This is a genomic window from Cyanobium sp. CH-040, assembly GCF_024346135.1.
GTDB lineage: Bacteria > Cyanobacteriota > Cyanobacteriia > PCC-6307 > Cyanobiaceae > NIES-981.
In genome coordinates this window covers 87,912-113,800 of the sequence record NZ_JAGQCJ010000003.1, presented here as the reverse complement: position 1 = coordinate 113,800, position 25,889 = coordinate 87,912, and the positions used below count along the sequence as shown (strand labels likewise).

Below are 25,889 nucleotides of genomic sequence, written 5' to 3'. Positions count from 1 at the left end.
GATCAGTTCTCCCGCCCCAGGTAGGTGTCGGTGCGGGTGTCGATCTTGATCCTGTCGCCGATGGACAGGAACAGCGGCACCATCACCTGGGCGCCGGTCTCCACGATCGCCGGCTTGGTGCCGCCGGTGGCGGTGTCGCCCTTGACGCCGGGATCGGTCTGGGTGATCTCCAGCACCACCGAGTTGGGCAGCTCCACCTCCAGGGGCTTGCCGTTCCAGGCGAGCACGTTCACCTCCATGCCCTCCTTGAGGTACTTGCGGCCGTCACCGATCTGGGCGGCGCTGAGGCGGGTTTCCTCGTAGGTGCCCATGTCCATGAACACGTACTCGTCGCCTTCCATGTAGGTGTGCTGGAGGGTGCTCTTCTCCAGCAGCGCCTGGGGCACCATCTCGCCGGCACGGAAGGTCTTCTCCACCGTGTTGCCACTCTGCACCGCCTTCAGCTTGGTGCGCACGAAGGCCGAGCCCTTGCCCGGCTTCACATGCAGGAATTCAACGACTCGCCAGACCTGCCCATCCAGCTCGATCGAGGTACCGGTGCGGAAGTCGTTGCTGGAGATCATCCCGGCGATGCGGACCGGGCGGATTGTACGGCTGGCTACAGCAAGCCATCGTGAAGATGCGGGGCGGGCTCCAGGGAGCTGTGCCAAAGTCCGGCCAGAGAGGATCCATGGCCATGGCCCAGGGCCCATTCCGCCTCGCTCCATCCCGCCTGGCGCCCTTCCCACAGGTGCTCTGGCCCAAGGTGTTCTGGCCCGCCGGGTCCGTGGTGCGGATCTGCCGGGGGGCCCTGGCGCTGCTGCTCAGCCTGCTGCTGCTGGCCCCCGCCGCCAGCGCGGCGCTCCCCGAGGGCAACGCCGTGAAGGACCCGGCCGCGATCCTGCGCAACGCCCTGCCGGTGGACGCTCCGCGGCTGCAGGATCTGCAGCACCGCCTCGAGGACACCAGCGACGACCTGCGGGCCAAGCGCTGGACGGCCCTGGCCAACACGGTGCGGCGCAGCCAGTCGCTGCTGAGCAGCACCCGCAACGGCATCCTCGCTGACTTCCAGCCGGCCGACCAGGAACGGGCCGCAGGCCTGCTGGACAACCTGGAAAGCCAGCTGCAGGAGATGGCCGCCGCCGCCGGCAGCCAGCAGCGGGACGGGTTCCTGGACGCCCGCCGCAGCGCCCTCGCCAGCCTCGGCGAAGCCGAGGCCCTGCTGGTGGGCGACTTCCCCTTCGCCATTCCGGCCGAGTTTGACGGCCTGCCCCGCCTGCTGGGCCGCGCCACCGTGCGGATCTCCACCACCAAGGGCGACCTCACCGCCGTGGCGGACGGCTACAACGCCCCGCTGACTGCCGGAGCGTTCGTGGACCTGGTGCAGAGGGGCTTCTACGACGGCCTTCCCTTCGTCCGGGCCGAGGATTTCTACGTGCTCCAGACGGGCGACCCCAAGGGACCCGACCAGGGTTACGTGGATCCCCGGACCGGCCAGGAACGCACGGTGCCCCTGGAGATCCGGGTGCCCGGAGAGGCGGCGCCCTTCTACAACCAGACGTTCGAGGATCTGGGGCGTTACAAGGCCACCCCCATGCTGCCCTTCGCCACCTTCGGCACCCTGGGCTGGGCCCACTCCGACGAGCGGCTCGATGACGGTTCGTCGCAGTTCTTCTTCTTTCTCTACGAGCCGGAACTGACACCGGCGGGCCTGAATCTGGTGGATGGCCGCTACGCCGCCTTCGGCTACGTGGTGGATGGATTCGACGTGCTCGGAGAGCTCGGTGTCGATGACGCCATCGTCAAGGCGACGGTGATCGACGGAGCCGACAATCTCAAGCCCCACGGCTGAATGACCATGGAGATCACCCCGGCTGATGACACCGGCTGAGGGGCCCAGCCTCGCCGACCTGGGCGAGTGGGAGCTGATCGAACGGCTGGCCGCCTTCGCGCCGCCCGGACAGTTCAGCGATGACGCCGCCCTGGTGGATCTGCCCGGCCCACTGGTGGTGAACACCGATGTGCTGGTGGAGCAGGTGCACTTCAGTGACGCCAGCACCAGCGGCTTCGACGTGGGCTGGCGGGCGGCGGCCGCCAACCTGTCCGACCTGGCGGCGATGGGCTGCAGCAGCGTCTGCGGCCTCACCGTGGGCCTGGTGGCCCCGGGCAGCACGCCCTGGTCGTGGGTGGAGGCGGTCTACACCGGGCTGCGGGCCTGCCTCGATTCCCATGGCGGGCAGCTGCTCGGCGGAGACTGCAGCAGTGGCACGCTGCGGCTGCTGGCGGTCACCGCCCTGGGTGGCCTGGCGCGCACGACCGGCGGCGACCCGGCTCCGATCCGCCGCGGCGACGGCAAGCCCGGCGACCGGCTGGTGAGCACCGGCCCCCATGGCCTCAGCCGCCTCGGCCTGGCAGTGCTGCTGGGAGCGCTTCCCGAAGGCCTGGCCAGGGGTCTCGAACCGTCGCTGCTGGAGCGGGCGATCGCAGCCCACCAACGCCCTCGTCCTCGCCTCGATGCGGTGGCGGCACTGCACGCCAGCCGGCCCCGGAACAGCCTGTGGCGGGTGGGCGGCACCGACAGCAGCGATGGCCTGGCGGCCGCTGCCGAGGCGATCGCCCGGTCCAGCGGCTGCAGGGCCCTGCTGGACCGGCGGCGGCTGCCGCTCGATCCGGGCATGGCGGCGCTGCCTGAGGCACTCGACTGGTGCCTGGGAGGAGGAGAGGACTTCGAGCTGATCCTGGCCCTGGAAGCGGCCTGGGCAGAAGCCCTGGTGGCCCGGCTTCCCGGAGCTCAGATCATCGGCGAGCTGGCTGAACGCTCACAGGAGGGCCGCGCGATCGGCTGGCTGGGAGATGCGGAAGCCTTTCCAGCCAGCGCCGCAGGCTTCACTCACTTCCAGTTGCGAGCCACCACCTCGGCGAGATCGACGACGCGCTGGCTGTAGCCCCACTCGTTGTCGTACCAGGACACCACCTTCACCATGTTCTCGCCCATCACCAGGGTGAGATCGGAATCGACGATGGTGCTCTCGTCGGTGCCGGCGTGATCGCTGGAGACGAGCGGCAGATCGGAATACTTGATGATGCCCTTCATCGGCCCCTCGGCGGCGGCCTTGAGGGCGGCGTTCACCTCCTCGGCGCTGGTGCCCCGGCTCACCTCCAGCACCATGTCCACCACCGAGACGTTGGGGGTGGGAACGCGCAGGGCGATGCCGTTGAGCTTGCCCTTCACGGCCGGATAGACGAGCGCCACGGCCTTGGCGGCGCCGGTGCTGGTGGGCACGATGTTGATGGCGGCGGCGCGGGCTCGGCGCAGGTCGCGGTGGGAGGCATCGAGGATGCGCTGATCACCGGTGTAGCTGTGGGTGGTGGTCATCGTGCCCTTGACGATCCCGAAGGTCTGGTCGAGAACCTTGACCAGGGGCGCCATGCAGTTCGTGGTGCAGCTGGCGTTGGAGATGATCGACCAGTCCTCGTGGCGGTACTCGTGATCGTTCACGCCCACCACGAAGGTGCCGACACCGTCGCCCTTGCCCGGGGCCGTGATCAGCACCTTGGAGGCTCCGGCTTCGAGATGCTTGCCGGCACCGGCCTGGTCCACGAACACACCAGTGCTCTCGATCACCAGATCAACGCCCCATTCCTTCCAAGGAAGGTTGAGAGGATTGCGATCGGAGAAGCATTTGATGTGCTTGCCATTCACGACGATGGCATCGTCGGTGTAGGACACCTGCGCATCACGGATGCGGCCCAGCATCGAGTCGTACTGGAGCAGGTGGGAATTGGTCCTGGGATCGGAGGTGTCGTTCAGCCCCACCACCTCGATGCCGGTGTTGGCGCCCCGGCTCAGCCAGCAGCGCATGAAGTTGCGTCCGATCCGGCCGAATCCATTGATCGCAACTTTCAGAGTCATGGCAGGGGAGCGGCGGCAACCGCCGGCAGCAGGGAGATTTGGGTGCAGATCATACAGAAATAGGCCTCTCCAACCCCCACCGGCGGGCCTGCTCCTCCGCGCAGGCTGGCCCGGAGAGCGGCGAGGCGTAGCAAGTCGTCATGGCACACGGCAGGGGGAAGCCCTAAGTTCCTGCTGCGGCGGCCGCCCCCCAGCTGGGATCCACCGTGGTGGCGTCCTCGGTTCTGGCGTCATCGGAGTCCAGACCACCGGACCGGAGCCCACTCTTGATCCCCTCGCTCAGCCGCCACCAGCCCCTCCACTTCATCGGTGTCGGCGGGATCGGCATGTCGGCTCTGGCGGGAATCCTGGCGGAGCGGGGCCATCCGGTGAGCGGCTCCGATCACCGCGACGGGCCGGTTCTGGACAGGCTGCGCCGCCTGGGTGTGCGCGTGTTCCTGCAGCAGAGCGCGGCAACGGTGGCGGCGATCCGCAGCGGCACCTCCCACACCCCCCAGGTGGTGATCAGCTCGGCCGTGCCGGACAGCAATCCGGAGCTGATGGAGGCCCGCCGGGTGGGGCTGCCGATCTGGCACCGCTCCGACATCCTGGCGGCCCTGATCAACGCCCAGCCGTCGATCGCCGTGGCCGGCACCCACGGCAAGACCACCACCAGCACCCTGGTGGCCACCCTGCTGGCCTGCACCGACCGCGACCCCACCGCGGTGATCGGTGGCGTGGTGCCGGCCTTCGGCAGCAACGGACGCCATGGCACGGGCCGGTTGCTGGTGGCCGAGGCCGATGAATCCGACGGCTCGCTGGTGAAATTCCGGCCGGAGCTCGGTGTGCTCACCAACCTGGAGCTCGACCACACCGATCACTACAGCGATCTCGACGCCCTGATCGGCACCATGCAGCGCTTCGCCCGCGGCAGCCGCCGGCTGCTGGCCAACCGCGACTGTCCGATCCTGCGCGAGCACTTCGAGGCGGACCACTGGTGGTCCACCGAAACCTGCGAAGGGGTGGACTTCGCCGCCATCGCCATCGAGGAGCGGGGCGACGGCACCCTGCTCGCCTTCCATGAACAGGGCACGCTCCTGGGCCATCTGGAGCTGCCCCTGCCCGGCCGCCACAACCTCAGCAATGCCGCCGCTGCCCTGGCCGCCTGCCGGCTGGAAGGGGTGGAGTTCGGCGAACTGGCCGAGGCCGTCGCCAACCTCCGTCCTCCGGGACGGCGCTTCGATTTCCGCGGGGTCTGGAATGGTCGCCTGGTGGTGGACGACTACGCCCATCACCCCAGCGAGGTGGCCACCACCCTGGACACGGCGCGGCTGATGGTGAGCAGCGGGCGCAGCCCCCTGCCCCAGGCTCCGCGAAGGCTGCTGGCCGTGTTCCAGCCCCACCGCTACAGCCGCACGGCCCAGTTCCTCGAGGAGTTCGCCGCGGCCCTCACACGGGCCGACGCCGTGCAGCTCGCCCCCCTCTACGCCGCCGGTGAGGAGCCGATCGAGGGGGTGAGCAGCCAGTCGCTGGCCGAAGCGGTGCAGCGCCTGGCGCCATCCCTGCCGGTGACCGTGGCCGGCAGCATGGAGGAACTGGCTCGGAACATCAGCCGCTGCAGCGCCGCCGGCGATCTGGTGCTGGCCATGGGCGCCGGTGATGTGAACAGTCTCTGGGACCGGCTCAGCCAGCTGCCCAGCGATCTGCACGAACTCGTGGCCTAGGGCAGGCATGGCGCCGTCCATCAGCCCACCACTGAGCCTGCGTGAAGCGACGGGCCTGAGACCGGCGGTCGGTCTGCGGGAGTACACCACCTGGAAAGTGGGCGGACCGGCGCAGTGGTTCGCCGAACCGGCCGGCGCCGAGGAGCTGGACACACTGCTGGGCTGGAGCCACCAGGCCGGTGTGCCCCTGCACTGCATCGGTGCCGGCTCCAACCTGCTGATCGCCGACGCCGGCCTAGAGGGGCTCTGCCTCTGCCTGCGCCGCCTGCAGGGCAGCCGGCTCGATCCTCTGGAGGGCTGGGTGGAGGCGGAGGCCGGCGAGCCCATCCCCACCCTGGCCCGCAAGGCGGCCCGCGCCGGTCTCAGCGGCCTGGAGTGGGCCGTGGGCATCCCCGGCACCGTGGGTGGCGCGGCTGTGATGAATGCCGGCGCCCAGGGAGGCTGCACCGCGGAATGGCTGGAGTCGCTGGTGGTGATGGATCCGGCCCGGCCCGGAGCACCGTTCACGCTCATGGCCAGCGAGCTCGACTTCGGCTATCGGCAGAGCCGGCTGCAGCAGGAGTCCCTGGTGGTGCTCTCGGCGCGGTTTCGTCTCTCGGCCGGCCACGACCCGGCCGCGGTCAGCGCGCGCACCAGCGCCAACCTGCACAGCCGCACCAGCACCCAGCCCTACCAGCAGCCAAGCTGCGGCAGCGTGTTCCGCAACCCCGAGCCCCGCAAGGCCGGCCGGCTGATCGAGGAGCTGGGGCTCAAGGGGCTGAGCATCGGCGGCGCCCAGGTCTCGCCCGTGCATGCCAACTTCATCGTCAACACCGGCGACGCCAGTGCCCACGACATCGACGCCCTGATCACCGAGGTGCAGCGGCGGGTGGAGATCGCCCACGGCTTGAGACTCCACCCCGAGGTGAAGCGCCTGGGGTTCTGAGCCGTCCGGCCAGCGCTTAGCCTGCCGCAAACGCTCCCCCAGCCATGGCCGGCTTCGGACTTCCCAACTTCGGTCAGCTCACCGAAGCCTTCAAGAAGGCCCAGGAACTGCAGCAGAACGCCCAGAAACTGCAGGAGGAGCTGGATGCCATGGAGCTGGAGGGTCGCAGCGCCGACGGGCGTGCCAGCGTCTGGCTGTCGGGCAACCAGCAGCCCCTGAAGGTGCAGCTGGCCCCCGAGCTTGTGGCCGAGGGTGCGGGGGTCTGCGAAGCGGCTGTGCTGGAGGCCCTGCAGGCGGCCTATGACCTCTCCACCGGCACCATGAAGGGCCGCATGGAGGAACTCACCGGCGGGCTCAACCTGAACCTGCCCGGCGCCTGAAGCCCCTAGGCCGGCCATGCCGGCCTAGGGGGAAGAGGCGTCGTCGTCCCCGTGGTCGCGACGGGTCTCCAGCCCCGTCCGCTGACGGGTGCGGCGCCGGGAGGGTTGCCGCAGACGCGGGTCGATGCGGGGCTCGAGGCGATCCCCCCGCCGCCGGATGCCCGGCTGCTGGCTGCGGCCGGTGCCGGGCGGCTGCCGTTCCAGGCGGGCCTGGATCTGGTCCAGGCACTGGTTGTAGAGCGACTGACGCTCCCAGGGGTCAGACGCGGCACAACCCGGTTCCCCCTGGTGCAGGCAGTCGGCGAAGCGGCAGCGGCCCTGGCTCAGGCGCCGGCGCAGTTCAGGGAACAGGGGCGCCAGCGCCAGCGGATCCTCCGGCAGCTCGGGACGGTTGAACCCGGGCGTGTCCGCCACCAGGGCCCCGGGGGCGAGGGCGAACAGCTCCACGTGGCGGGTGGTGTGCCGCCCCCGCTGCAGCCGCCCCGACACGGCGCCGATGCGCAGGGCCAGACGGGGATCGAGGCGGTTGAGCAGACTGCTCTTGCCCACCCCGGACGGTCCGCAGAGCACCGAGATGCCGGGACGGGAGAGCAGACGGCGCAGCGGCTCCAGCCCCTGGCCGGTGTGCCCGGACACCGCCACCGCCCCGTAGCCCCAGCCCCGCAGCCGCACGCACCAGGCCTCCACCTCCCCAGGCGGCAGCAGATCGGCCTTGGAGAGCACCAGTTCCACAGGCCGGCCGGTGGCCTCGGCGGTGATCAGGAAGCGGGTGAGCTGGAGCGGGTCGGGCTCGGGTTCCGCCAGGGCCACCACCACCACCACCTGCGACACATTCGCGACCGCGGGTCTCGGCAGCAGACACTCGCGCTCCTCCACCTCCGCCACGGCGCCCCGGCCGGCGGCCCAGTCGATGCCGGCCAGCCGCACGCGATCCCCCACACAGATCGTCTGACCGCCCTTGGCCAGGCGGGTGCGGCGGGTGCAGAGCAGTCGGCCGCGGTCTCCGGGACCGGGACGCTCCAGCTCGACCCAGCAGTAGTTGGCCTGCAGGGCCACCACCAGACCGCTCCGGGGGGGAGGCTGGCAGGCGGGATCAGCCGTCATGGCGCCTGACGAGCAGGCGCACCCCGGCAGGATCAGCACCTTCCCGGGCCGGGGGGTCCGGCATCCTCTGCACGCGATGGCCGGCCTGGCGCAGGCCTTCGCTCACCGTCTGCTCCGGTTCGCCGGCGTCGAGATCCAGCTGCAGCCACTCACCCGGGCCGAGGGCTTCGAGGGCCAGCCGGGAGCGGATGAAATTGAGCGGACAGGGGGTGCCGCGCAGATCCAGGCAGGTGGCGGGGGTGGGGGGAGTCGATGCCATGGCAGCCGGGCAGAAGCCGGGGCGGATCAGTCGCGGTGGCCGAAGAGACCGCCGAACAGGCCGCTCTTGTGGGGATGCTTGTCTCCCTTGCGGGTGTGGTGGCCGGCCAGCTCCTCCAGCAGCTCGCGCTCATGGTCCGTGATCCGGGTGGGCAGCTGCACCTTCACCGTGAACTGGTGATTGCCCCGGGCCACCGGATTGCCGAGCCTGGGGATTCCCTTGCCCTGCAGGCTCAGCACGGCCCCCGGCTGGGTGCCCGCTGGAATCGTCAGCTGCTCGTGCCCGTCCACGGTCTCCACCTCGATCGTGTCGCCGAGGATCGCCTGCAGGTAGTTGAGGGTCACCTCCGACTGGACGTTGATGCCATCCCGGCGCAGGTGGGGGTGGGGCTGCACGCTGAGGAACACGTACAGATCGCCGGCCGGGCCTCCTCGCTGGCCGGCGTTGCCCTCGCTGGCCACCCGCAGCCGGGTGCCGGAATCGACGCCGGCGGGGATGTTGATGCGCAGCTTCTTGCGCACCTGCTGCAAGCCCTGGCCGCCGCAGGCGCCGCAGGGATCGGCGATCACCTCGCCGCTGCCCTCGCAGGTGGGGCAGGGGGCCACCTGGGTGAAGCTGCCGAAGGGGGTGCGGGTGGCGCGGCGCACCTGGCCGGCACCCCCGCAGGTGGGGCAGCCGGTGGGGCCGCTGCCGGCCTTGGCGCCACTGCCCTTGCAGGTGGAGCAGGTTTCCAGGTGGCGGATCTGCACCTCCTTCTCGATGCCTGAGACGGCCTCCTGAAACGTGATCGTCAGATCCAGGCGCAGGTCGTCGCCCTGGCGCGGGCCGCGGCGGCGGGGAGCGCCACCTGGTGCGCCGCCGAAGCCGCTGAAGAACGTCTCGAACAGGTCGGCGAAGCCGCCCATGTCACCCATGTCGGGCATGCCCGCGGCCCCCCCCAGGCCGGCTTCCCCGAACTGGTCGTAGCGGGCCCGGGTCTGGGGATCGCTGAGCACCTCGTAGGCGCGGCCGATCTCCTTGAAACGGTCCTCGGCACCGGGATCCTTGTTGATGTCCGGGTGGTACTGGCGCGCCAGGCGCCGGTAGGCCCGCTTGAGGGTGTCGGCATCGGCGTCACGGCTGACCCCCAGCAGGTCGTAGTAATCGGCCATGGGTCAGGCGTCGGAGGACGCGGCCCGGAGCTCGGCATCGGCCGGGACATCGGCGGCAGCCGGTGCGGACTCGGGCCCCGGGCCCATGGACACCTTCACCAGGGCATGGCGCAGCACCCGGCCCGAGAGCTGGTAGCCGCGCTGCAGCTCGGCGATGACCACATCCTCGGGATGCTCCTGGCTCTCCTCCCGCAGCACCGCCTCATGCAGGGTGGGATCGAAGGGTTCGCCCTCCACCCGCATCGGCGACACCCCCAGCTGCTTGAACACCTCGACCAGCTGCTTGTAGAGGCCCTGGTAGCTGCGGTGGAGGTTCTGGGCCTCCTCGTGCTGGGGATTGAGCTGCTGCCGGGCCCGCTCGAAGTTGTCCACCACGGGCAGGATCTCGCTGAGCGTGCTGCAGGTGATCTTCAGGCGCAGGTCCTCGTGGTCGCGGCTCTGACGCTTGCGGAAGTTGTCGAAATCAGCCGCCAGCCGCATGTACTGACTGTTGAGGTTGTCGTAGTCCGCCTTCAGGGCTGCCAGCTCGGCCTCCAGCCGGGCGGCGCGCTGGCCGGGATCGAGGTCGCCCCCGGCCTGGGCCTCTCCGCCGGCAGCGCCGGCATGGCCCTGGGTGGCTTCCGTCTCGGGAGGATGGCCGGGCTGGGAAGGCTCCGGGGCAGCAGAAGCCCCGGATGCATCCTCCGGAAGTGGGTGCTGCAGATCAGCTCCGGCGCCGGACTCGGGCCCCACCCCAGATTCTCCACTCATGGCTGACAAGCGCAGGCTTTGGTTCTAGACATGTTGGAACTCCAGGGTCGCCCCCCACAAGCGGGGGAAGCCCGCACCTTCGCCGCATGACCCTGACTCCGACACGGCCCGTCCCGGAAGCCGTCAACGCCGTGCAGCAGCGGCTGGAGATCGAACTGCTGCGCGGTGAACCGGTGCTCAGCGCCGAGCAGCTGCACCCTGAACTGCTCAGCAACACCGTTCTGCAGCTGGAACGCTGGCTGCAGCTGGGGGCCTGCCCCGCCGGGGAACCCGAAGCCGGACAGCTGCCGGTGGCGGTGCCGAGTCACTGGAGCGAGGAGCAGCGCGAGACGCTCTCGGCCGAGCTCAGCCGCAAGGGCTACCTGCCCCGCTTCCGGCTCGCCCTCACCCCCGACATCCAGGAGGCCCTGGGCCGCACCCTCGACATTCCCGCCGAGACCGTGCCGCTGCACTCGCTCACCGACGAGCTCGGTCTGCGCAGCGATGGCGAGGATCTCGAGGAGATCTCCGATCTGGAGGATCTTGAGGAAAGCCTGCAGAAGACCGCTGCCGACGCCAACGCCTCGCCGATCATCAATCTGGTGAACCGGCTGCTGCTGGAAGCACTCACGGTCGAGGCCAGTGACATCCACATCGAGCCGCAGGAGCATTCCCTTGAAGTGCGCTTCCGGCTGGATGGCGTGCTGCAGAAACGCTTCGAGGATCTGCCCAGGAACCTCACCCCGGCGGTCACATCCCGCATCAAGATCATGGCCGACCTGGACATCGCCGAGCGGCGCATGCCCCAGGACGGCCGCATCCGGCGCCGCTTCCGCGGCCGGCGCATGGACTTCCGGGTGAGCACCCTGCCCAGCCGCAACGGCGAGAAGGTGGTGATGCGGCTGCTGGACAGCGGTGCCACCGAACTGGGCCTGGACAAGCTGATCACCGATTCCCATGCCCGGCAGGCCCTGCGCGAGCTGGGCTCGAAGCCCTACGGCATGGTGCTGGTGACCGGGCCCACCGGCTCGGGCAAATCGACCACCCTCTATGCCCTGCTGGCGGAACGCAACGATCCCGGCATCAACATCACCACCGTCGAGGACCCGATCGAATACACCCTGCCCGGCATCACCCAGACCCAGGTGAACCGGGAGAAGGGTCTCGACTTCGCCAAGGCGCTGCGGGCGTTCATGCGCCAGGACCCGGATGTGCTGCTGGTGGGCGAGACCCGCGACCTGGAGACCGCCAAGACGGCCATGGAGGCGGCCCTCACCGGTCACCTGGTCATGACCACCCTGCACTGCAATGACGCCGCCAGCGCCATCGCCCGGCTGGACGAGATGGGGGTGGAGCCGTTCCTGGTGAGCGCCTCGCTGCTGGGGGTGATCTCCCAGCGGCTTGTGCGGAAGGTGTGCGAGGCCTGCCGCGTCGCCTACCACCCCAGCCCCGAGGAGCTGAGCCGCTTCGGGCTGATGGCCAGCCAGGAATCCGACGTCACCTTCTACCGGGCGAACACCACCCATGTGGGCGCGGAGGGGTGCTGTCCGGTCTGCAACGGCACGGGGTACAAGGGCCGGGTCGGTGTGTTCGAGATCCTGCGCAGCAACGATGAGCTCTCCGCCGCCATCGCCAAGCGTCAGAGCACGGACGTGATCCGCAGAATGGCGCTGGAAACGGGCATGAAGACCCTCCTGGGCTACGGGCTGCAGCTGGTGCGGGAAGGCCGCACCACCCTGGCCGAGGTGGAACGGATCCTGCTCACCGACTCCAGCCTGGAGAGCGAACGGCGGGCCCGGGCTCTCCATGCCCTCACCTGCAGGAGCTGCGGCGCCGGCCTGCGGGAGGAGTGGCTTGAATGTCCCTACTGCCTCACGAGCACGCAGCTCTGATCACCCCTTCCGGAGATTTCCCATGGCCGTGATGATCGAGGATCTGATGAGTCAGCTGGTTGCCGACGGCGGCAGCGACCTGCACATCAGCGCCGGTCTGCCTCCCTACGGGCGCTTCAACGGCCAGTTGCGGCCGATCCAGGACGAGCGGCTCGACAGCGACGCCTGCAACAAGCTGATCTTCTCCATGCTCAACAACTCCCAGCGCAAGCAGCTGGAGCAGGAGTGGGAGCTGGACTGTTCCTACGGCCTGCGGGGGGTGGCCCGCTTCCGGGTGAACGTGTTCCGGCAGCGCGGCACCTACGCGGCCAGCCTGCGGGCCCTGGGCAGTGAGATCCCCAGCATGCAGGCCCTCGGTCTGCCGCCGGTCGTGGAGGAAGTCAGCCGGCTGCCCAAGGGGCTGGTGCTGGTGACCGGTCCCACCGGCTCGGGCAAGACCACCACCCTGGCGGCCATCCTCGATCACATCAACAAGACCCGCGCCGAGCACATCATCACGATCGAGGATCCGATCGAGTTCACCTACCGCTCGGAGCGAAGCGTCGTGCACCAGCGGCAGGTGCATGACGACACCCGCAGCTTCGCCAATGCCCTGCGGGCGGCTCTGCGCGAGGATCCCGACGTGATCCTGGTGGGGGAACTGCGCGACCTGGAGACGATCCAGCTGGCGATCACCGCCGCCGAAACCGGCCACCTGGTCTTCGGCACCCTGCACACCAGCTCCGCCGCCCAGACGGTGGACCGCATGGTGGACGTGTTCCCGGCGGGGCAGCAGACCCAGATCCGCGTGCAGCTCAGCACCAGCCTGGCCGCGGTGTTCGCCCAGACCCTCTGCGTGCGCCACAATCCGGCTCCCGGCCAGCTGGGCCGGGTGATGGCCCAGGAGATCATGATCAACACCCCGGCCATCGCCAACCTGATCCGCGAGGGCAAGACCGCCCAGCTCTATTCCCAGATCCAGACGGGCGGACAGATGGCGATGCAGACCCTTGAGAAGGCGCTGGCCGATCTGGTGGTCGCCAACCAGGTGACCATGGACGAGGCCCTCGCCAAGACCACCAAACCGGAGGAACTCAAGCGGCTGATCAACCAGCTGGGCTGATCCCGGCTGATCCATCTGCGTCGCTCTCCGCCCTTCCCCGACCATGCCCACCTTCACCGCCAGCTACACCAACAGCCGCGGCAAGACGCAGGCCATCGACGTGGACGCCGGCGATCTGCTGCAGGCCAAGCGCCGCCTGCGCCAGCGCGGCATCCTGGTTAACGACATCAAGGTCAAGCCGCGCAGCTCCGCCAGCAGCCAGCGGGCCCAGGAAGAACTCAAGCGCAAGATGCGCTTCTCCGGCCTGCAGAGCCTGTTCGAGCGGCGGCCAGGCATCCGGCATCGGGCCGTGTTCGCCAGCAAGATGGGCGCGCTGGTGAGCACGGGTGTGCCCATCATCCGCAGCATCGACCTGATGGCCTCCCAGCAGAAGCTGCCGGTGTTCAAGCGGGCGCTGGAATCGGTGAGCCTTGAACTGAACCAGGGCAACAGCCTCGGCTCGGCGATGCGGGCCTGGCCGCACGTGTTCGATCGCCTCACGATCGCCATGGTGGAGGCCGGCGAGGCCGGCGGGGTGCTGGACGAGGCGCTGCGGCGCCTGGGCCAGCTGCTGGAGCAGAACGCCAAGCTGCAGAACAAGGTGAAGGGGGCCCTGGCCTACCCGATCGCGGTGCTGGTGATTGCGATTGCCGTGTTCTTCGGGATGATGCTGTTCATCATTCCCATTTTCGCCGATCTCTACTCCCAGCTCGGTGCGGAACTGCCGGCCTTCACCCTGTTCTTCGTCAACATCAGCAATCTCCTGCGATCCAGTGCCGCGATCTTCGTGGCCGCCGGCATCGCGCTGGCGATCTTCATCCTGGTACGGTTCTACCGAACCCACTACGGCAGGCGGCGCATCGACGCCCTGATGCTGAAGCTGCCTCTGTTCGGCGATCTGATCCAGAAGACGGCCACGGCCCGGTTCTGCCGCACCTTCAGCTCCCTCACCCGGGCAGGCGTGCCGATCCTGCTCTCGCTCGATGTGGTGCGGGAGATCACCGGCAACTCGATCATTGCCGACACCATTGCCAACAGCCGTGATGATGTGATGCAGGGCATCCCCCTGAGCGTGGCCCTGGGGCGCACCAAGGCCTTTCCGGAGCTGGCGCTCAGCATGCTCGCCATCCGTGAGGAGACCGGTGAAATGGACACCATGCTTTCCAAGGTGGCCGACTTCTACGAAGATGAGGTGGAGAATGCCACCAAGGCCCTGACCTCGCTGCTTGAACCCATGATGATCATTTTTGTGGGGGGCATCGTCGGCGTCATCCTGGTTGCGATGTATCTGCCGATGTTCTCGATCTTCGACCAGATCCGCTGATTGTCGGTCCTCCGGCAGATTCGCTGATCGCCTGACCGGCGATCCAGCCGGAGGTCCAGCAGTGCTGGAAGTTGAAGCCTCCGGTGATGCCATCCACATCCAGCAGTTCCCCCACGAGATACAGGCCGCTGCAGATGCGGCTCTCCATCGTCGCCAGGTTCACCTCCCCGAGCGAAACACCACCGGCGGTGACGAACTCCTCGCCGAAGGGACCGCGGCCGCTGACCGTGTAGCGGGAGTCGCGCAGGGCGGCGATCAACCCGCCCTGCTGCTGCCGCGTGAGTTCGGCCCAGCGCCGCTCCGGCTCCACGCCCGCCCCGGCGACCAGATGCTGCCAGAGACGGCGGCTGAGGTCCGGCCAGGGCCGGGCGTTGCCCAGCTGGCGGCGGGGCTGGGCGCTGCGGGCCTGCTGGAAGAGTTCCTCGAGATCGGCCTGGCTGCGACCGCCACTCCAGTCGACCCGCAGCCGGGCGCGGTAACGGCACCCATGCAGCTGGCGGGCGGCGAAGGCGGTGAGCCGCAGGGTGGCCGGACCGCTCAGGCCCCAATGGGTGATCAGCACCGGCCCCCGCTGGCGCTGGATTCCGCCATCGGGCAGCTCCAGAGTGAGGCCCACCGGATCCATCGCCACTCCGGCCAGGGCCAGCAGGGGCTCACCGGCCAGGGCCAGGGTGAACAACGACGGCACCGGCGGCACCAGGCTGTGGCCCAGGGATGCCGCCACGCGGCGCCCGCTGGGGTGGCTGCCGGTGGCCAGCACCAGTCGACGAGCGCTGACCGCACCTGACTGGCCGCTCAGCTGCTGGCCCCGCAGCTGCAGGGCAAAACCGTCCGCAGCCAGGACCGCGCTCTGCAGGGCCAGACCCGTGTGCAGCGTCACCCCGGCCGTGGCGGCTGCCCGGCGCAGCGTGTCCACCACCGAGCTGGAGCGGTTGGAGCGGGGGAACAGGCGGCCGTCGGCTTCCTCCACCAGCTCCAGGCCGTGCTCGTGGAACCAGGCCAGCGCATCCCCCGCCGCGAAGCGGGAGAAGGGACCTCGCAGGGCGCGGCTGCCGCGGGGATAGTGGGCCACCAGTTCGCGGGGGTCCCAGCAGGCGTGGGTGACATTGCAGCGGCCGCCGCCGCTGATGCGCACCTTGTGCAGGGGTTCCGGCGTGGCCTCGAGCAGGTGCACCCCGCCCACGCCGGCCTCCGCGGCGCTGATGGCGGCCATGAAACCGGCCGGGCCACCACCGGCCACCAGCACGGACAACCGTTCAGGAACCATGGCTGGGCAGCATGGGGCGATGGAGCAAACGATCGGCCACAGCCGGCAGGTGACCAGCTACCGCTTCAGTGTGGCGCCGATGATGGACTGCACCGATCGGCACTTCCGGGTGCTGATGCGGCAGATCACCCGCCACAGCCTGCTCTACACGGAGATGGTGGTGGCCCGGGCCCTCCACCATGCCCGCCTGGAGCCGGGGGCGGAGCGTCCCGGCGGCCGGCTGGAGCGGCTGCTGGGCTTCGACCCCTGCGAGCAGCCCCTTGCCCTGCAGCTGGGCGGGGACGATCCAGCGCTGCTGGCCGAAGCCGCCCGGCTGGCGGCGGACTGGGGCTACGACGAGATCAACCTCAATGTGGGCTGTCCCAGCGAGAAGGTGCAGCAGGGGCGGTTCGGCGCCTGCCTGATGGCCGATCCACAGCAGGTGGCCCGCTGCGTGGAGGCCATGGCCAGCGCGACGCGCCTGCCGGTGACCGTCAAGCACCGCATCGGCATCGACGACCGCGACTCCTACGCCGAGCTCCTGGCCTTCGTGGACGCCGTGGCGGCCGCCGGAGCGCAGCGCTTCAGCGTGCATGCGCGCAAGGCCTGGCTGCAGGGCCTGGACCCGAAGCAGAACCGCACCATCCCGCCGCTGCGCCACGACTGGGTGCACCGCCTGAAGGGCGACCGGCCGCAGCTGACGATCGAGATCAACGGCGGCCTCCAGACCGTGGAGGACTGCCTCCACCATCTGCGTCAGGTGGATGGGGCGATGGTGGGACGGGCGGCCTACGACCACCCCATGCGCTGGGCCGGGGTGGATCAGCGCATCCACAGGGATCCCGGCGGCGGCGAGCCGGCCACCCCCGCGACGGTGGTGCGGGGCCTGATCCCCTATGCCGAGCGCTGGTGCAGCCGCGGGGAGCGGCTGTGGCCGATCGCCCGCCATCTGGTGAAGCTGGTGCAGGGCGTGCCCGGTGCGCGGCCTTGGCGCCAGCAGCTCACCGCGGCCGCCGGGTCACGCCAGGCCGGGCCCGAGGTGCTGGAGGGTGCCGCCCGCCAGCTGGAGGACGCTCAGTCCTCGGCGCCGGGGTAGCCGCCCTCGCTGTCCCGGAAACCACCGTCGAAGCCACCGCCGGCACCGCCGCTGCGGCGGCGGCGGGTGCGGCCGGCCTCGAAACCGGCTTCGGGAGCGCTGCCGCCATAGCTGCGGTCTTCCCAACCCCGGGCGCCCGAGCCGCGGGGGCCACCGGCACCATGACCGCCGCCACCGGGGACGCTGTCATAGCCACCGCCACCGCCGTAACCGCCACCACCGCCGCCGTAACCACCGGGGGAGCGGCGAGGGGCGCTGCCACGGGGTTCGGCCCGGTTGATGCGCAGCGGACGGCCCATCAGCTCAGCACCCTGAAGCGCCTCGATGGCACGGGCTTCCATCTCCGGATCGGCCATCTCCACGAAGGCGAAGCCACGCTTGCGGCCGGTGTCCCGCTCAAGGGGCAGCGAACAGTTGACCACGTCCCCGAAGGGAGAAAAGAGCTCCACCACATCCTCCTGCTCAGCGCGGAAGGGCAGATTGCCGACAAAGATGCTCACGTCCAGGGGGTCAGGCGGGGGAAAGGAACCCAGGCCCATCAATCGCCCAGCCTAGGGGCAGATTCAGGCGTGGCTCACGGCCGCCGGACCCAGCCGCTGCCGCACCGCCGTCAGCTGCGCCCGCACCTGCTCGAAGCCGGTGCCGCCCTCGCTGCGGCGGGCCGCCACCACCTGACGCGGCTCGATGGCGGCGAAGATGTCGGCCTCGAAGGCGGGATGCAGCTGCTGCCAGCGCTCCAGGGGCAGCTGGCGGAGCAGGATTCCCTCGCTGAGGCAGGTCTTCACCAGGCCGCCCACCAACTGGTAGGCCTCGCGGAAGGGCACCCCCCGGGTCACCAGGTAGTCGGCCACGTCGGTGGCGTTGGCGAAGTCGGAGCCCACCGCCACCTCCAGCCGCTGGGGCCGGAACTCCAGCCCCTCCTCGAACAGGATCGCCATCGCCTCCAGGCAATCCAGCACCGTGCTCACCCCGTCGAACAGGGCTTCCTTGTCTTCCTGAAAGTCCTTGTTGTAGGCCAGCGGCAGGCCCTTGATCATCGTCAGCAGGCCCATCAGGTGGCCGAACACCCGGCCGCTCTTGCCCCGCACCAGTTCGGGCACATCGGGGTTCTTCTTCTGGGGCATCAGGCTGCTGCCGGTGGCGCAGCGATCACTGAGGGCGACGAAGCCGAACTCCTCACTCGCCCAGAGAATCACCTCCTCACTGAGGCGGCTGAGGTGGGCCAGCACCAGGGAGCCCGCCGCCATGAACTCGACGGCGAAGTCGCGGTCGCTGACCGCATCGAGACTGTTGGCGTAGATCGCCTCGAAGCCCAGCTCGGCAGCGGTGGCGCGGCGATCGATCGGCACCGGCGTGCCGGCCAGGGCCGCCGCCCCCAGGGGGCAGATGTTGACCCGTCGGCGCACATCGGCCAGGCGCTGGCGGTCGCGCTCGGCCATCTCGATGTAGGCCAGCAGGTGGTGGGCCAGGCAGAGGGGCTGGGCCCGCTGCAGGTGGGTGTAGCCGGGGATCAGGGTGTCGGCATGGCGCTCGGCCTGCTCCAGCAGGGCCCGCTGGAAGCGCAGCAGGGCGCCATCGATGACGTCGATCCGGCGCCGCAGCCACAGGCGGATGTCGGTGCCCACCTGGTCGTTGCGGGAGCGGCCGGTGTGCAGCTTCTTGCCCAGGGGGCCCAGCAGTTCGATCAGCCGCCGCTCCACGGCGAAGTGCACGTCCTCGGCCTCCAGGCCGGGGTTGAAGCGGCCCTCGGCCGCCTCGGCGCGCACCTGCTCCAGGCCATCGATGAGCTGCTCGGCCTCGGCCGCACTGATCACGCCACAGCCGCCCAGCATGCGGGCGTGGGCGATCGAGCCGTCCAGGTCCTCCTGCAGCAGGGCGATGTCGAACCCGATCGAGGCGTTGAAGCGCTCGATCGCCGGATGCAGGCCCTGCTCGAAGCGATTGCTCCAGGCGGATGCGGAGGAATCGACGGCCATGGAGGGGCGCAGCGACAGAGCGGACCGGGGCTCAGCTTGCCACTCGGCCGCCGGGCCCGCCCTGGGGCAGGGAGGGCAGCATCACCTCCTCCTGCACCTTGAACACCAGCATGGAGGCGTCGTCCTCCAGCTCCCGCTCCGGCCCCACGAAGCGATCGAGGCGCGCGAACAGCTGATCGAGGATGGCCTGGGCCCCGCTGCCGGAGCGGCTGGCCACCTGGAGGCTGCGGCACAGCCGGTCCTCCTCGTAGCGCTCACCGCTGAATCCCCGGGCCTCGGTGACGCCATCGGTGTAGAAGAGCACCACGTCCCCGGGTTCGAGGACGATCGACTCCATGCCGTAATCGGTCTCGCTCTGCAGGCCGATCAGCAGCCCAGGGGCATCCAGGCGTTGAACCCGGTTGAGGCGCCGCCGCCAGAGCAGGGGTGGATTGTGGGCGGCGTTGCTGTAGCGGAGCAGCCGGGTGAGCGGATCGAAGTCGGCGTAGAAGAGCGTCACGAACCGGTGCGACTGGGAGAGGTCCTCCTGGGCCAGCTGGTTGAGATCGTGGAGGATGCGGTCCGGGGCATGGCCGCTGAGGGCACCGGCCCGCAGCATCCCCCGCAGCAGGGTCATCAGCAGCCCCGCGGGCACCCCCTTGCCCATCACATCGCCCACCGCCACCGCCCAGCGGCCGCGCTCCCGGCGACGCCCCTGCAGGCGGGGCCGGGTGGGGATGAAGTCGTAGTAATCGCCCCCCACCTCGAAGGCCGGGCGGCAGCGTGCCGCCAGGTCCACGCCCTCGATCACCGGACAGCGGTCCGGCACCAGCTGGGCCTGGATCTCGGCGCCGATGCTCAGCTGCCGGTCCACGCGCTCGTGGCGGCGCATGTCCTGCTGCAGCACCTCGTTCTCCAGGGCGAGGGCGGTGAGATCGGCCACCAGCTGCACGTGGCGCCGGTGCACCTCGCTCCAGCAGAAGTCCTCCCGCTCGCTGAACACATACAGCCGCCCGCGCTGGCGCCCCCGGGCCACCACGGAGGTGGCGAACACCTCTGCCCGGCCCAGCAGCCGCGACACGCGCTGATCCAGCCGGGCGGCCTGCTCCACACCGGTGCCGTCGTCGTCACGGTCGCCGCCCGGCAGCTCGCTGTCGGGCACAGCGGTGAGCCGGCGCACGAGCTCGGCGGCGCGCTGCAGCGGCGAGGCATGCACCTGATCGCGCCAGAGGCGACCGTCCTCGCGGAAGGGCACCAGCAGCGCGCCATCGGCCTCCACCAGTCGCGCCGCCACCAGCGGCACCAGCTCCAGCAGCCGGCTGAGGTTGGTGAAGCTGCGCAGCACGAAACCGAGCGAAGCCAGCAGCTCCTGGTTGCGGCGCTGCTCGCGGCTGAGGCTGTCGAGCAGCTGCCGCAGGGAGGCGCCGGGGGAGAGCGGCGGTTCCTGGGGCACAGCTGGCGGCGTCTGGCTCACCGCGCTGCCGCGGGGGAGTCGCAAGATAGCCGTGACGGGCACGCTTGACCTCAGCCCGCCAGCAGGGCCTCAACGAATTCGAAGCTGTTGAAGGGTCGCAGGTCGCGGATGCCCTCGCCGGCGCCGATGAAGCGGATCGGCAGATCCGCCTCGGAGGCCACCGCCAGGGCGACCCCGCCGCGGGCGCTGCCGTCGAGCTTGGTGATCACCACCCCGGTGAGGCCGGCGGCGCTGGCGAAGGCCATCGCCTGCCGCAGGCCGTTCTGGCCCTGGCTGGCATCGAGCACCAGCAGGGATTCCACGGCCGCGTCGGGGGCCAGCCTGTCGACGATGCGGCGCACCTTGGCGAGCTCCTCCATCAGGTTGTGCTTGGTCTGCAGGCGGCCGGCCGTGTCCACGAGCACCAGCTCCGTGCCCTTGGCCTGGGCGGCACCGATGGCGTCGTAGACGACCGCCGCCGGGTCGGCATTGGCGGTGGGGTTGGCGATCACCGGCACGTGGCTGCGTTCCCCCCAGACCTCCACCTGCTGCACGGCGGCGGCACGGAAGGTGTCGGCGGCGGCGATCAGGCAGCTGTAGCCGCTGCGCACGGCCAGGTTGGCGAGCTTGCCCAGGGTGGTGGTCTTGCCCACGCCGTTCACCCCCACCATCAGCCAGACGTTGAGGCGGTCGCGCCGGGGAGCGAGCAGGGGCACGCCGCTGGCCTCGATCGGGCCGTCGAGAATGGCGCGCAGCTGGTCCTTGAGGAAACGCACGCCCTCGGCGGGGTCCACCACCTCCTGGTTGAGGCGCTGGCGCAGGGCATCGAGCACCCGATCGGTGGCGATGACGCCCACATCCGCCCGCAGCAGAGCCGTCTCAAGGTCCTCCAGCAGCTCGGGGGTGAGGGGATCGTCGCCGAGGCGCTCGAGCAGCTGGGTGACGAAACCGCGGCGGGTCTTCTCCAGCCCCTGCCGCAGCCTCCCCAGCCAGTCGATCTCCTCCAGGGACACCTGATCGACCCGCCGGCCCTGGGCGGCCAGCACCTCCGCCGACCAGGTGAAGGCGTCGTCGAAGTCGCCCAGCCGGGGCTCGGCCGCATCGGCGTCCACCGGCTGGACCGCGGCATCGGCCGGGGGCGCGGGTTCAGCGGCCGCCGGGGCGGTGAGCGCCTGCTGGCGCTCGGCCCGGCGGGCGGCCGCCTGCTCCAGCAGGGAGGCGCCTGCCGCAGGGGGTGGGGTGGCCGCCGGAGCCTCCTGGCCGGCGGTGGGGGTGGGGGGTGCCGGTTCGGGCTCGGCCTCGGGTTCGGGCTGGGGCTCGGGCTGCAGCGGCGCGGCCTGCTGCTGCGCCTGATGCTCGGCCTTGAGCCGGGCGTAGGCCTGGCGGGCCCAGGCCAGGGCGTCCTCGGAAGGCTGGCTGGCCGCGCTGTCGGCAGCGGCCACGGGCGCTGCAGGAGCCGCCTCGGGTGGTGGCGACTCGACTGCTGGCGCCGGTGCCGGCTCCGGTGCTGGCGGCTCGGGGGCGGTTGCGGGTTCCTGCGCTGCAGCCGGCTCGGCGGGAGCGGACTGGGGGAGGACGGTGCGTCTGAACCAGTCGAAGACCATCAGGCTCGGCTCCCGGCAGCGGTGGTGAACCGGCGCAGGACGCCGTTGATCATGCGCCGGCCCTGTTCGTCGCTGTAGCGGTTGGCCAGCTCCACGGCCTCGCTGCAGGCCACGGCGGCAGGGGTGCCGAACGCGTCCAGGTCCACCACCGCCAGGCGCAGGATGTCACGGTCGATGCGGGGCAGCCGGCCCAGGCGCCAGCCCTCCATCACGGCGTCGAGCCGCCGGTCGATGCCGTCACGGTCGCGCAGCACCGCCCGGGTGCGCTCGACGGCCCCGCGCCGCACCTCCTCCTGGTCGGCCAGCAGCAGCAGGCGGGGAAGCTCGAGACTGGCGGAGAGGCGGTTGAGCGCCTGCTCAGCGGCCGCCAGGCCCTGCTGGAGGTGCTGGCGCACCCGCGGCAGCTGGTCGGCGCCCTGCTCCTGGAGCTCACTGTCGAGCAGCTGCTGCTGGGCGGTCTGCAGATCGGCGGCGGAGCTGTCCAGGGCTTCGCGCACGTGCTGGGTGAGGGTGAGCAGCGCCTGCTGGAGCAGGTCTTCGAAAGGGGGCTCAGGCGCAGCCGGGCCGCGGTCGCCGCCCGTGGAGCCGCGGTCATTGGTCTGACCCAGCATCAGCAGGGCCAGTTCACGGGAGAGACTGCGGCTGGGCATCAGGACATCTGCGGGGCCCGGAGCTGGGCCAGAAGGCTGGAGAAACTGCGGTTGGAGGGGGCTTCGCGCTCGTCGGGGCTGACGATGCCCGCGGAGATGATGGTGCGGAAGGCATCCTCCACCGTCAGGTCGAGGTCCTTCACGGAACGCTCCGGCACCACCGTGTACCAGCCGGTGGTGGGATTCGGTGCGGTGGGAATGAACACGCTCAGCATCGGTTCGCTGAAGCCGCTCTGCAGGCTGGTGCCGAGGGGACCGGTGACGAAACCGAGGGCATAGAGGCCCTCGCGCGGGTACTCCACCAGCACGACCCGGCGAAAGCGGCTGGCATTGCCCTGCAGGAAGGTTTCCAGCAGCTGCTTGAGGGTCTTGTAGACCGACCCGGCCAGGGGAATGCGCAGCAGGGTGCCCTCACCGAATTCGAGCAACCATCGCCCGACGATGTTGCGGGCCATCAGGCCGATCAGCAGGATCCCCAGCAGCGGCACCAGCAGACCCACACCCAGATTGATCAGCTCCTGGAGGAGCGGATTGAGGGTGTTGAAGGGATTGAACTGCTTGGGAATCGTGGTGAGGAACGCCAGCACGAAGCGGCTGACCGTAGTGGCCAGCCAGATGGTGGTGGCCAGGGGGATGACCACCAGCAGACCGGCGATCAGGTCGTTCTTGAGGTCCTGCTGGAGCCGGTCCGCCAGCGGCTGGTCAGGTCTGGGACTGGATTGAACCAAGGCAAAACCCCGCGTTCCGGCCGTCTGCTGAGACAGGCAACTTAGCCAGGCGTGGGGCCCGCCCGTCCTGCCGGGCAGAGGGAGGGGCAGCTGGGTGAGAGATGCCGACGCCGCTCACTCAGCTGCTCACACCAGGGCCACAACGGCCACCAGCACGAAGGCGACCGCAAGGGCGACGGCACGGCCGGTGACGCCGAAACGGCGCTGCTGCAACCCCAGATTGCGGGCGAAGCGGGCCTGGGCCACCTGCTTCTCGGCCTGCTCCAGCTGAGGCCTGATCTGGCTGTCGATGAACTCGCGGGCCCGCTTCTTCTTCTCCGCGTCGGTGGCCTGGGGAGGAATGCGGCCCTCCTTCTCGGCCTCGGCGATCAGCTGGTCCACGAAGGCCGGATCCTCCACCTGCTGCTTCTGCATCTCCAGCTGCATCGCCTGCTGGGCGATCGCGGCCTCCTGCTGCTGCGCTTCCTGGGCCAGGGCGGCCTCGCTGTTCAGGGACAGCGGCACGGCCACCACCATCGCGATCGCCAGCAGGGCGGCGAGCACACCCGCCAGCCAGCGCAGGGGGGTACGGGAGGAGGGGCCCTCGAGCCGCTGGGCCACCAGCATCAGCAGCAGACCCACCAGGGCCATGGGACCCTCGCCCACGAGCCGGTCCAGGAACACCTGGCGGAAGGGTTCCAGATCCCAGTTCCAGTTCACCAGCAACGGGGTGAGCTGAAGCCCCATCAGCACCACGAGGGTGAGACCCAGCCAACGCAGGAGCTGGGCGATGCGGCCCGATGAGGCGGTACTCGGAGTCAAGCGCTACAGACTGGAGAAGTTGCGCAAGTGTACGGGTGACGGCCGGCTCTGCCACGGCGCTGGCGGCTCAGCTGCGGGAACGGGCCCGGGCCCTGGGCTTCGATCCGGTGGGGATCGCCGCCGTCCCCGGAGGTGAACGGATGCAGCTGCGCACGGCCGCCCTGGAGCGCTGGCTGCGGGCAGGGCATCAGGCCGGGATGGGCTGGATGGCCGATCCGCGCCGGCGGGCAGTGGAGAGCCTGCTGCCCGGGGTGCGCAGCCTGCTGGCGGTGGGACTGAACCATCACGTGGCCGCGGCCAGGGCCCCGGGCGCCCTGAAGGTGGCGCGTTACGGCTGGGGCCGCGATTACCACCGGGTGATCGAGGGGCGTCTGCGGCAGCTGGGCCGCTGGCTGGAGCAGGAGGTGGAGGGGGTGCGCTGGCGCGCCTGCGTGGACAGCGCCCCACTGATGGACAAGGCCTGGGCCGAGGAGGCCGGGCTGGGCTGGATCGGCAAGCACGGCAACCTGATCCACCGGCGGCGGGGATCCTGGCTGCTGCTGGGACATCTGCTCACCACCCTGGAACTGCCGCCGGATGCGCCGGCCCAGTCCCTCTGCGGCAGCTGCAGCCGCTGCATCCCCGCCTGCCCCACCGGCGCCATCCGCGAACCCTTCGTGGTGGACAGCCGCCGCTGCATCGCCTACCACACGATCGAGAACCGGGATCCGCAGCTGCCCGAACCCATCGGCGCCGCCCTGCACGGCTGGGTCGCCGGCTGCGACCTCTGCCAGGAGGCCTGCCCCTGGAACCACCAGCCCCTGGAGAGCAGCCTGGAGGCGGATCTGCAGCCACGGCCCTGGTGGCTGAATCTGCAGGCCGGAGAAGCCCTCGGCTGGAGCGACGCCGAATGGGACAGCCGGATGCGGGCCTCGGCCCTGCGACGCATCCGCCCGTGGATGTGGCGGCGCAACATCCGTGCGGCGCTGGCGGGACAACCTCAAGCCGATCCCTAGGCTGAGTGGAATTGCCTGTTGCCGATGCCGTCGCACTGGCGGCGCACCCTGCTGCGCATCCTCCCGCTGCTGGCGCTCGGGATGGGCCTTGGCGGCATTCAACCGGCACGGGCCCTGGTGCCCTACGTGTACGTCCCCCAGCGCCAGGAACTGGAAGGTGCGGCGCTGGGCATCGCCCAGGCGGCGGCCCGGCTGCTGCAGCTGGGTCAGGCGGAGGATGCGGCGCGACTGGCGGCGCTCACCGTGCAGATGCTGCCGGCCGACCCCCGCGGCTGGGTGCTGCTGGCCGAGGCCCAGCTGCGCAGCGAGCAGACCGCCGCGGCGGTGCTGTCGCTGGATCGCGCCCGGGAACTCGATCCCGAGAACGCCGGCATCTGGTTCGCCCAGGGATCCCTGGCCCTGCGTGACGGTCGGCCCGCTGAAGCCCTGCAACTGCTGCGCCAGGGCCTGCGGCGCGATCCCCGCAATGCCAGCGCCTTCTTCGACGTGGGCAACGCCCACATCCTGCTGGACCAGCCCACCGAGGCCTACACCGCCTTCGAGCGGGCCGCCGAGCTGCGGCGCGACTTCTGGGAAGCGATCAACAACCAGGCGCTGGTGCTGTTCGAGCAGGGCAAGGCGGACCGGGCGATCGAGCGCTGGCGCCGGGTGCTGCAGATCCGTCCCGAGGCGGCGGAACCCAATCTGGCCCTGGCCTCAGCCCTGTTCGAGCGGGGCCCGCAAGGCCGGCAGGAGGCGCTGGAGCGGGCCGCCCGGGCCCTGGACTCCGAACCGAACTACGTGCTCGAGAGCTATCAGAAGGAGCAGCTGTGGGGTCCGAGGCTGCGCAGCACCACCCGGCGCCTGCTGGAGATTCCCGAGCTGCGCGCCGATGTGGACCGGGCCCAGGCCAACGCCAGCTTCTGAACCCATCCACCCAGG

The 25,889-nt window shown here is 70.2% G+C and carries 25 protein-coding genes; 11 read left to right on the top strand and 14 right to left on the bottom strand.

Annotated elements, in window-relative coordinates; translation table 11 throughout:
• Window positions 1-2: 2 nt before the first annotated feature.
• A complete protein-coding gene (gene efp / locus KBY90_RS04500; RefSeq protein ID WP_254967277.1) occupies window positions 3-563 on the bottom strand; it encodes an elongation factor P in 561 nt (186 codons plus the stop codon).
• A gap of 113 nt (window positions 564-676) precedes the next feature.
• Between efp and KBY90_RS04495 the strand changes: the two genes are divergently transcribed.
• Together KBY90_RS04495 and thiL are read left to right on the top strand one after the other, a co-directional pair.
• Window positions 677-1,831, top strand: a complete 1,155-nt coding sequence (locus KBY90_RS04495; RefSeq protein WP_254967276.1) for a peptidylprolyl isomerase — start codon at window positions 677-679, stop codon at window positions 1,829-1,831.
• Between the two features lie 25 nt (window positions 1,832-1,856).
• Window positions 1,857-2,924 (top strand): thiamine-phosphate kinase, encoded by a 1,068-nt coding sequence (gene thiL / locus KBY90_RS04490; protein WP_254967275.1) that lies wholly within the window; start codon window positions 1,857-1,859, stop codon window positions 2,922-2,924.
• On the opposite strand, the gene KBY90_RS04485 is transcribed toward thiL, so the two are convergent.
• Complete coding sequence (locus KBY90_RS04485; RefSeq protein ID WP_254967274.1) at window positions 2,870-3,892, bottom strand: type I glyceraldehyde-3-phosphate dehydrogenase; 1,023 nt, start codon at window positions 3,890-3,892, stop codon at window positions 2,870-2,872. The two genes, thiL and KBY90_RS04485, sit on opposite strands and share 55 nt — an antisense overlap.
• 266 nt (window positions 3,893-4,158) lie before the next feature.
• Between KBY90_RS04485 and murC the strand changes: the two genes are divergently transcribed.
• From murC to KBY90_RS04470, 3 genes are read left to right on the top strand one after another with little or no spacing between them, the layout of a single operon-like run.
• A complete protein-coding gene (gene murC / locus KBY90_RS04480; protein ID WP_254967273.1) occupies window positions 4,159-5,595 on the top strand; it encodes a UDP-N-acetylmuramate--L-alanine ligase in 1,437 nt (478 codons plus the stop codon).
• A 7-nt stretch (window positions 5,596-5,602) separates the two neighbouring features.
• Window positions 5,603-6,520: a UDP-N-acetylmuramate dehydrogenase gene (murB, locus tag KBY90_RS04475; RefSeq protein ID WP_254967272.1), complete on the top strand. Its 918-nt coding sequence runs from the start codon at window positions 5,603-5,605 to the stop codon at window positions 6,518-6,520.
• 44 nt (window positions 6,521-6,564) lie between these two features.
• Window positions 6,565-6,900 (top strand): YbaB/EbfC family nucleoid-associated protein, encoded by a 336-nt coding sequence (locus tag KBY90_RS04470; protein ID WP_254967271.1) that lies wholly within the window; start codon window positions 6,565-6,567, stop codon window positions 6,898-6,900.
• Between the two features lie 24 nt (window positions 6,901-6,924).
• Here KBY90_RS04470 and rsgA read toward each other — a convergent pair whose 3' ends face one another.
• From rsgA to grpE, 4 genes are read right to left on the bottom strand one after another with little or no spacing between them, the layout of a single operon-like run.
• The gene (rsgA, locus tag KBY90_RS04465) at window positions 6,925-8,004 is read right to left on the bottom strand and encodes a ribosome small subunit-dependent GTPase A (protein WP_254967270.1); all 1,080 of its coding nucleotides are present in this window, start codon (window positions 8,002-8,004) and stop codon (window positions 6,925-6,927) included.
• Window positions 7,994-8,263, bottom strand: coding sequence for a sulfurtransferase TusA family protein (locus KBY90_RS04460; RefSeq protein WP_254967269.1), 270 nt, complete (start codon window positions 8,261-8,263; stop codon window positions 7,994-7,996). Before KBY90_RS04460 ends, rsgA begins: the two co-directional genes overlap by 11 nt.
• A gap of 26 nt (window positions 8,264-8,289) precedes the next feature.
• Window positions 8,290-9,414: a molecular chaperone DnaJ gene (gene dnaJ, locus KBY90_RS04455; RefSeq protein WP_254967268.1), complete on the bottom strand. Its 1,125-nt coding sequence runs from the start codon at window positions 9,412-9,414 to the stop codon at window positions 8,290-8,292.
• A gap of 3 nt (window positions 9,415-9,417) precedes the next feature.
• Window positions 9,418-10,164: a nucleotide exchange factor GrpE gene (gene grpE, locus KBY90_RS04450; protein WP_254967267.1), complete on the bottom strand. Its 747-nt coding sequence runs from the start codon at window positions 10,162-10,164 to the stop codon at window positions 9,418-9,420.
• A gap of 86 nt (window positions 10,165-10,250) precedes the next feature.
• Between grpE and KBY90_RS04445 the strand changes: the two genes are divergently transcribed.
• Genes KBY90_RS04445 through KBY90_RS04435 form a run of 3 tightly spaced genes read left to right on the top strand, consistent with a single transcriptional unit; the run spans window position 10,251 to window position 14,440 of the window.
• Entirely contained in the window at window positions 10,251-12,035 is a 1,785-nt protein-coding gene (locus KBY90_RS04445; RefSeq protein ID WP_254967266.1) for a GspE/PulE family protein, read from the top strand.
• 22 nt (window positions 12,036-12,057) lie between these two features.
• Window positions 12,058-13,137, top strand: a complete 1,080-nt coding sequence (locus KBY90_RS04440; RefSeq protein ID WP_254967265.1) for a type IV pilus twitching motility protein PilT — start codon at window positions 12,058-12,060, stop codon at window positions 13,135-13,137.
• A 43-nt stretch (window positions 13,138-13,180) separates the two neighbouring features.
• Window positions 13,181-14,440 (top strand): type II secretion system F family protein, encoded by a 1,260-nt coding sequence (locus KBY90_RS04435; RefSeq protein ID WP_254967264.1) that lies wholly within the window; start codon window positions 13,181-13,183, stop codon window positions 14,438-14,440.
• On the opposite strand, the gene KBY90_RS04430 is transcribed toward KBY90_RS04435, so the two are convergent.
• Window positions 14,385-15,707, bottom strand: coding sequence for an NAD(P)/FAD-dependent oxidoreductase (locus KBY90_RS04430; protein ID WP_254967263.1), 1,323 nt, complete (start codon window positions 15,705-15,707; stop codon window positions 14,385-14,387). The two genes, KBY90_RS04435 and KBY90_RS04430, sit on opposite strands and share 56 nt — an antisense overlap.
• A gap of 19 nt (window positions 15,708-15,726) precedes the next feature.
• On the opposite strand from KBY90_RS04430, the gene dusA reads away from it, so the two are divergent.
• On the top strand, window positions 15,727-16,782 hold the full coding sequence (gene dusA, locus KBY90_RS04425) for a tRNA dihydrouridine(20/20a) synthase DusA (RefSeq protein ID WP_254967262.1): 1,056 nt from the start codon (window positions 15,727-15,729) through the stop codon (window positions 16,780-16,782).
• On the opposite strand, the gene KBY90_RS04420 is transcribed toward dusA, so the two are convergent.
• From KBY90_RS04420 to KBY90_RS04390, 7 genes are all read right to left on the bottom strand, one after another.
• Complete coding sequence (locus tag KBY90_RS04420) at window positions 16,761-17,282, bottom strand: RNA-binding protein (protein WP_254967261.1); 522 nt, start codon at window positions 17,280-17,282, stop codon at window positions 16,761-16,763. The two genes, dusA and KBY90_RS04420, sit on opposite strands and share 22 nt — an antisense overlap.
• Before the next feature lie 63 nt (window positions 17,283-17,345).
• Window positions 17,346-18,758, bottom strand: coding sequence for an argininosuccinate lyase (gene argH / locus KBY90_RS04415; protein ID WP_254967260.1), 1,413 nt, complete (start codon window positions 18,756-18,758; stop codon window positions 17,346-17,348).
• Between the two features lie 31 nt (window positions 18,759-18,789).
• A complete protein-coding gene (locus tag KBY90_RS04410) occupies window positions 18,790-20,211 on the bottom strand; it encodes a PP2C family protein-serine/threonine phosphatase (protein ID WP_254967371.1) in 1,422 nt (473 codons plus the stop codon).
• Window positions 20,212-20,261: 50 nt separating this feature from the next.
• Window positions 20,262-21,794, bottom strand: coding sequence for a signal recognition particle-docking protein FtsY (gene ftsY, locus KBY90_RS04405; RefSeq protein WP_254967259.1), 1,533 nt, complete (start codon window positions 21,792-21,794; stop codon window positions 20,262-20,264).
• Window positions 21,794-22,444: a transcription antitermination factor NusB gene (nusB, locus tag KBY90_RS04400; protein ID WP_254967258.1), complete on the bottom strand. Its 651-nt coding sequence runs from the start codon at window positions 22,442-22,444 to the stop codon at window positions 21,794-21,796. The genes ftsY and nusB overlap by 1 nt, the downstream gene beginning before the upstream one ends.
• Complete coding sequence (locus KBY90_RS04395; protein ID WP_254967257.1) at window positions 22,444-23,172, bottom strand: DUF502 domain-containing protein; 729 nt, start codon at window positions 23,170-23,172, stop codon at window positions 22,444-22,446. The genes nusB and KBY90_RS04395 overlap by 1 nt, the downstream gene beginning before the upstream one ends.
• Before the next feature lie 126 nt (window positions 23,173-23,298).
• The gene (locus KBY90_RS04390; protein WP_254967256.1) at window positions 23,299-23,973 is read right to left on the bottom strand and encodes an HpsJ family protein; all 675 of its coding nucleotides are present in this window, start codon (window positions 23,971-23,973) and stop codon (window positions 23,299-23,301) included.
• Window positions 23,974-24,008: 35 nt separating this feature from the next.
• On the opposite strand from KBY90_RS04390, the gene queG reads away from it, so the two are divergent.
• Entirely contained in the window at window positions 24,009-24,968 is a 960-nt protein-coding gene (gene queG, locus KBY90_RS04385) for a tRNA epoxyqueuosine(34) reductase QueG (RefSeq protein WP_254967255.1), read from the top strand.
• A gap of 24 nt (window positions 24,969-24,992) precedes the next feature.
• On the top strand, window positions 24,993-25,874 hold the full coding sequence (locus KBY90_RS04380; RefSeq protein ID WP_254967254.1) for a tetratricopeptide repeat protein: 882 nt from the start codon (window positions 24,993-24,995) through the stop codon (window positions 25,872-25,874).
• Window positions 25,875-25,889: the final 15 nt, after the last annotated feature.